Raw genomic sequence first — 6,564 nt, 5'->3', positions numbered from 1 at the left:
CCCGAGCCTGAACCCGAACCGGAGCCCGAACCCGAACCGGAGCCCGACACCACACCCACGGCCATTGCGCTGGATGGCAACGTTATCAGGAACGGGGCTGCTGGAGCCGAAATTGGCAGCCTGCAGGTAGCTAGTGCCGATTCAGGTGGCACCTATGACTTTGAGCTGACGGGCGACGATCGCTTCGAAGTCGTCGACGGCAAGCTTAAGCTGCGTGACGGTGAGGCGCTAAGCGCCGATGAGAATGTCGAGCTTACTTTAACGGCCAGCAATAAAAGCGATGAAAGCATAAGCGAGACCTTGACTATAGGCTCCGGGTTCTTGACCACCGGCAGTGGACAAGATGTTATCCGTGCTGATGACGATGGCGCAACGCTTCGTGCTGGAGCGGGCGTTGACCAAATGCTCGGCGGTGCCGGGGACGATACCTTTGTGATTATCGGCGACGTCTCCAGTGGCGGCAAAGTCGATTCGACTGCCACAACAGATGCTTTGGGGTTCCCTATCTCAGAGCTTAATGGCAAAAACTTGAATGAAGACGCCGATGGTGGAGCAGGCGTGATCGAAGGCGGCGGCGGTGACAATACACTTTATGTCATCGGCAAGGCCGATCTAAGCAGCTATACACTAACGAATGTTTCCAAAGTCGAAATTCGCTCTGATGTGACATTTGACACGAGCCAACTGGAAGATTTTCTCACGCTGACCGGTGATGGAAGCAGCACACTGAGAATTCATAGCGATGAGCCAACCACCTTCACGCTGAAAGACGGCATCGACCTCTCCTTCATTGGTGAGCTTGAAATAGGAGAAGGCGTCACACTGGAAATTGACGACCTGGACAGCCTAGGCGGTGCACGCATCCTGAGCGGCTCGGGGACGTTAAAAACTGACACTGATCTGGGCAGCATGTCCGGCTATACGCTGACCTCCGAACTGGCTGTGAATGGCACAGATCCCAGCGAGGCTCGTATTGTCAACACCATTTCTCGTGAAGCCGATGATGACGGCGTTACTCGAGGTACTGAGGAAAATGATTACCTGATCGGTACCGCCGAAGACGACATCATCGATGGGCTGGGCGGTGACGATGTTCTGGTAGGTCTTGGCGGTCAGGATACTTACCAGATTTCTGGATCAGGCACCAAGACGATTATCGATAGCGGTCGCAACAGCACTCTGGATCTTTCACTCGCCGAGGGGGCTGCCAGTCTGGACCTCAGTGAAGGAGGTAGCATAGCGGGAGGAGTAGAAGCAGGAGGAGCCAGCATTCAGCTAGGCACCGGCACCGGCGCTACGGGGCTACAGCCACTGGATATCCTGCTGTCTCAGGATCTATCCGGCTCTTTCAGCGATGACCTCTCTACTATTCGTACGACAGGCTTCATCGATGACCTGATTAACGGTGTGCGTGAGATACAGCCAAACAGCACCTTCGGAGTCGCATCGTATGTCGACAAGCCGCTGTCGCCGTTTGGTGCAAACAGCGACTATGAGTATCGCACTGATGCTCCGCTATCTCTTGATCCGGAAGTGCTACGCCAGGCCTATGAGGAAATGGAAATATTGTCGGGTTCTGATGGCCCAGAGGCTCAACTAACATCGCTGTTGCAGATAGCCCTGCGTGCTGAAGACAGCTTGGCATACCATGAAGAAGGCAACATCGATATGGACGCCACAGGCATTGGCTATCGCCCCGATGCCCTGCGTGCTTTAGTGCTGCTCACGGATGCCAGCTATCACCAGGCCGGCGACGGCATCAGCCGCAATCCAGAGCTGGCGCCCAACAATGGTGACAAGATTCTAGACGGCGACCCCGCAGGCAGCGGAGAGGACTACCCTTCTATCGATCAAGTCAGGGAGGCCCTGGAAGAAAGCAGCATCTACCCTATCTTTGCGGTAACCCGCTATGAGGTTTCTACCTATGAGGAATTGGTCGATGAGCTAGGCTATGGTGCCGTGTTGGAATTGGAAAGTGATAGTTCCAACCTGGTGGAAGTGCTGACCTCGAGTCTAGAGGATTACCGCGCCGACTTTATCGCTGACCTAGTGGGCACGGTATACGCCGACGAACTCACTGGCAACTCTCTGGATAACACTATTCAGGGGGGAGCGGGTGACGACTGGATCTATGCTCTGGGCGGCGATAACCAGCTAAGCGGCGATGAAGATAGCGATACCTTTGTGCTGGGCTTTAGCGGCTCTTCGCGTGGCACCACCACCATCACCGACTTTGTGCACGATGAAGGAGACAAGATCGCCTTTGATAACGACGGCCTGATGACGTTCATCGATTCTGAACTGGACGGCGACACGCCGCTCCCAGAAGATAATTTCGTCGAGCGCAACACACTAGATGATCTTGTTGCCGACGATAATGGCAAGCTGATTCAGCTTCAGGAAGCTATCGACGAGACAACTATCAACGAAGAGGAAACCCTGGAGGATCTGGAAGGCTATCTCTTAGCATTCAATACAGATAGCGGCCACGGCGAGCTCTGGTATGATGATGACTGGAGTAGCGCTGCCGGCCGTGAGCAAGTTGCCGCGCTCTCTTCACTGGATGAACTGGCCCAGGTAACCGGCTTGGGTAAGGAGGATTTCTCACTCTACGCAGCCGAAATTGCTTGATTCATAGGCATAAACATACTGCTCCATACCTATTCGCCCCTGCTTTGTCAGGGGCCTTTTCCTTTCAAATCACCGGCACGCCATGCTGACGGTAGTTGTCCCGCCATGTCCGCACCAGAGAATGGTCCAGGCCATGCTGCGGGCCATCTCCCTCAAGCTGGTGTCACCGTGCAAGCGGTGATTTTCAACCCAGTTGTCCAAATGGCTGCGCTTAAGCAGCCTGTTGATTACGCTCGATTTCGTGCATTTTTCCCGGGTTAAGCGAGACTGGGCCGGTGACTTCCCAGTTTCGAGTGTGGCCCGACCAGCGTTGCGGATGTCGCTGCTTCGCACGTTGGTATACCGCGTTCCGGCGTTCCAGGCGCTCTTGGTCTACGCCGCGATGACGGTCCGCTGGCGTGACATACTGGATGCCACTGTGCAGGTGCTGTTCGTTGTAAGCCCGCTCGAACGCTAGCATCCATTCTCGTACCGCGCCCAGCGATGCGAAGCCCTTGGTGGGCCACGCTGGACAGTATTTGACGGTACGGAACAGCGCTTCCGAGTAAGGGTTATCATTGCTTACTCTCGGCCGACTGTAAGACATCAACATGCCCAGCTCTGTTAGCCTCGCTTTGAGCGTATAGGAGGTCATCGGTGCTCCGTTATCAGAGTGCAGTACTGGCGGCTGATGCCAGCAACCTTCTCGCAGCAAGGCACGTTCCAAAAGCTGTTTAGCCAACTCGCCCGATTCCGTGTCGTGGACTTCCCAAGCAATGATTTTGCGGCTGTAGATATCCATGATCAGGTAAAGATACCAGTGCTGACCTCGCACAACGGAGGCACAATAACTGATGTCCCAGCTCCAGACCTGGTTTGGCCCTGTAGCCGTAAAGCTAGTCGGCTCGGGGACTGAACGACGTGGTTTCATACGGCCACGATGGTGCTGCTGATGATGCTTTTTCAAGACCCGATAAAACGACGATTCGGAGGCCAGATAGACGCCTTCGTCGGCCAATAAAGGAACGATTTGAGACGGCGGCAAGCTCTGATACTCGGGGCGATGGCACGTGTTCAAAATGGCTTGCTCTTCCTCATGCGTCAGCTGATGCGGCTGCCTGTGTTGCCCTGCATGTGGACGCTGATCCTCGACAATAGCGCCGCGCTCAGATCGCCACCGCTTCAGTGTGCGTTCGCTTATGCCGATCACGGCAGCCGCTTGATAACGGGACGCGCCACCCATAACCGCTTCGTCAAATAGCGCGATGAGCCTTGCACGTTCCTTTAGAGGCGTTAGTCGTCCTCGCCGCTGTCCGGATCCTCGCCGTACAAGGCTTCGAGCTTTTTTGAAAGCACCAGCAACGACGTTGTTTCTGCCAGCACCTTGTCTTTGCGCCGTACTTCCGCTTTGAGCTGCTTGATGGTCTTTCGGTCTTCTTTGCGCTGTTTCTGCGCTGCTTTTGCCTGCTCTTCTTGCCGACCAGCTCCTTCGAGACAAGCGGCTTTCCATTGCTGGATTTGCTCGGGATAAAGGCCTTTTTCACGACAGTAAGCGCCAAGCTCTGTTTCTGACATCGTCGCGGTTTCGATGACAACGGCTAGCTTGGCGTCAGGTGACCATTCGTTGTCGCCTTGGGTGTAACCCGGCACAGGCACTCCTTTTTCTCGACACTGTTTTAACCAACTATACAGCGTCGCGTTGGAGATGCCTTCTTCCGTTGCTACCGACGCCACACTGCGATTGTGGGGCGGCAATAACTTTTTCAGGATGGCGGCTTTACGCTCTTCAGAATAACGTGGCACATGAATTCCATACCGCTCCCTCTGGACTGAGTTTAGGCGATATCGCCAACCGGACAACTAGGCTGACAGAGGGGGCAAGCACTGCCGTGCCACCGATGCGCCTGGCTGTCGAAGCCGCTGTCCTCACGCAGCAGGATGGGTTGCTCGGTCAGACCCGGGGCACGAGGCAGCACCCGCTCCAGGAAGGCGTTGCTCTCCTTCATGGTGTGCTGCTTGCCGGGACGCAGCTCCAGGCCCAGGCACCACCCTTCGTTGCCCAGATACGCGGCGATCGGGGTGTAGCCATCGACCTTCTGGTAGGTCCGCGAGACGCCTTCCTTCTTCGAATTGCTGTTGTCCATGACGAAGGTGTCGATGTCCAGGCAGACGTGTGTCGTCTCGGCGGTGATCGGTGCCTCGACCAGTGACAGCAGGGTCGTCGACCAGCTGGCGGTGCGCGCCTGCAGGTCATTGGCGGCAAGTTTTTCCAGCCGCTGTCGCAGCGTGGCGGTGCTCGGCACCTTCTGCAGGGTCAGCAGTTGCTGGAAGGGTTTGTCGCGGCGGAAGTTTTCGATGGCATCATAGTCGCTCATGCCCAGACACAGCAGACCCAGGTAGCTCTTGACCACGTCGCTGGTGCGCATACCCAGCGTGGCGGGGAAGCGGCCGTCGATGCTGTCGACGCCGGCGATCTCGATGCACTGCCCGATGATCGACAGCCCGGAATGGCTGGTGAGGGTGCGGCGACTGGCGCGGAACTTTATGTTGGGCATGGCACTGTCTGGGTGAATGGCGATAATGGCTATATTGCCATGCAGGTCAGTGGGTTAGAAGTGCTTCCGGGGGCCGGTCTCACGGATTCAGGTTAGTAGCAATTATTGAAGGCAATAAGACGAAATTTAAAAGCTTTCACAATGCTCGAATGGTTTTTGATCTGTCAGAGTTTTATAGAGAAGCAACAGATGAAGACTTAACTCAGATGTCTCAACATGCTTCATTGGAGATTGCTGACCTTGCAATTTTTATCTCAGAAGCTGATACGCAAGTAAGAAAGATGGCGCATTCTATTAAGAGTTCGGGTGTATTAGACGCTTATACTGTTACTCAGATATCTACTGCCGCTGCCAATTTTCCAGATATTCCAGTGGCTGTTAATAATGGAAAAATTACATTGCCACGTGGCAAAAAAGAACTTAAAGAGGTTCTACACTTTTTATTAGAAGATATATACAAAGGCCCATTGTCGGGTAGTGATTTTTTAACCAATTCTAAGCGTGAGTTGTAGCATGCTAACAAGTCACTGCACGCGGAAATTTTACTCGCTTCGCTCCCAAAATTCCGGTGAGTGAGGCGTTAGCCCCTCACACTAAGATACGGAAATTGAATGCCTTGGACTTCGAAACACACTGAATGGCTCGTCGACACCGGTGAACAACTGAAGACTGCCGACGGCAAGGTGGTCGAGGTCTGGGAGTTCCGTCATGAGAACGAAGAGGCAGTGCTCTCCGTCTGGGCCAGGCATTTTCGGAATCACTACTGCTTTGACAGCGAGATCGATTATTGGCGCAGAGGGTACAAGTGCTCTCGCGGAGAGTATCTCAACACCATAAAGTTCCCGGACCCAAAAAATGCCCCAGGACCCAGTATCCGCGCTGGCGACTTTGGAGAAGTTTTGGTTGCTGATTTTCTTGAATACCTGCTTGGCTACTGGGTTCCACGGACTCGTTATGGTGACAAAACCATCCGGAACGAGTCTACAAAAGGAAGTGACATTATCGGCTTACATATCGTCAAGGATGGCAAAGCCTCTTCGCAGGATAGGCTGGCGATCTTTGAAGCGAAGGCACACTTCTCAGGGAAAAAGGCGAAGGCGAGACTTCAAGATGCTGTAGATGGCTCAGCAAAAGACATCGCACGGAAGGCGGAGTCTTTAAATGCGATTAAGCAAAGGCTACATGGCCGGAATGAGCTCGATGATGCCGAAAAGATTGAGCGGTTCCAGAACGAAGTGGACCACCCATACAAGGAAGTTTATGGAGCTGTCGCGCTTTTTGAGAATCCGCTTTTTGACGGCCACCTGACATCCTCGACCGATGCATCCTCTCATCCGCATTCAGGTGACCTTGTGCTAGCCTGGATTTCTCATAGTACCTCAGCCAGTACCGCACTCAG

At 54.1% G+C, this 6,564-nt stretch carries 3 protein-coding genes and 3 pseudogenes; 3 read left to right on the top strand and 3 right to left on the bottom strand.

Features of this window, described 5'->3' with window-relative positions; translation table 11 throughout:
• Positions 1–2,631 (top strand): annotated as a pseudogene (locus INT21_RS12035) (hypothetical protein); the annotation flags it as partial.
• Between the two features lie 211 nt (positions 2,632–2,842).
• On the opposite strand, the gene INT21_RS12030 reads toward INT21_RS12035, so the two are convergent.
• From INT21_RS12030 to INT21_RS12025, 3 genes and pseudogenes are all read right to left on the bottom strand, one after another.
• Positions 2,843–4,120, bottom strand: coding sequence for an IS3 family transposase (locus tag INT21_RS12030; RefSeq protein ID WP_226916873.1), 1,278 nt, complete (start codon positions 4,118–4,120; stop codon positions 2,843–2,845).
• 209 nt (positions 4,121–4,329) lie between these two features.
• Positions 4,330–4,413 (bottom strand): annotated as a pseudogene (locus INT21_RS20665) (hypothetical protein); the annotation flags it as partial.
• A gap of 95 nt (positions 4,414–4,508) precedes the next feature.
• Positions 4,509–5,165, bottom strand: a pseudogene (locus tag INT21_RS12025) (transposase); the annotation flags it as partial.
• A 149-nt stretch (positions 5,166–5,314) separates the two neighbouring features.
• Between INT21_RS12025 and INT21_RS12020 the strand changes: the two are divergent.
• Together INT21_RS12020 and INT21_RS12015 are read left to right on the top strand one after the other, a co-directional pair.
• Positions 5,315–5,677 (top strand): hypothetical protein, encoded by a 363-nt coding sequence (locus INT21_RS12020; protein ID WP_193060827.1) that lies wholly within the window; start codon positions 5,315–5,317, stop codon positions 5,675–5,677.
• 99 nt (positions 5,678–5,776) lie between these two features.
• Positions 5,777–6,564, top strand: a 788-nt coding sequence (locus INT21_RS12015) for a Hachiman antiphage defense system protein HamA (protein WP_193085246.1), incomplete at its 3' end; no start/stop codon positions are given.

Source organism: Halomonas sp. 3F2F (assembly GCF_014897805.1).
Taxonomy (GTDB): domain Bacteria; phylum Pseudomonadota; class Gammaproteobacteria; order Pseudomonadales; family Halomonadaceae; genus Vreelandella.
Note: the sequence above shows the minus strand (reverse complement) of the source record. Positions and strands in the feature narration are given on the sequence as shown.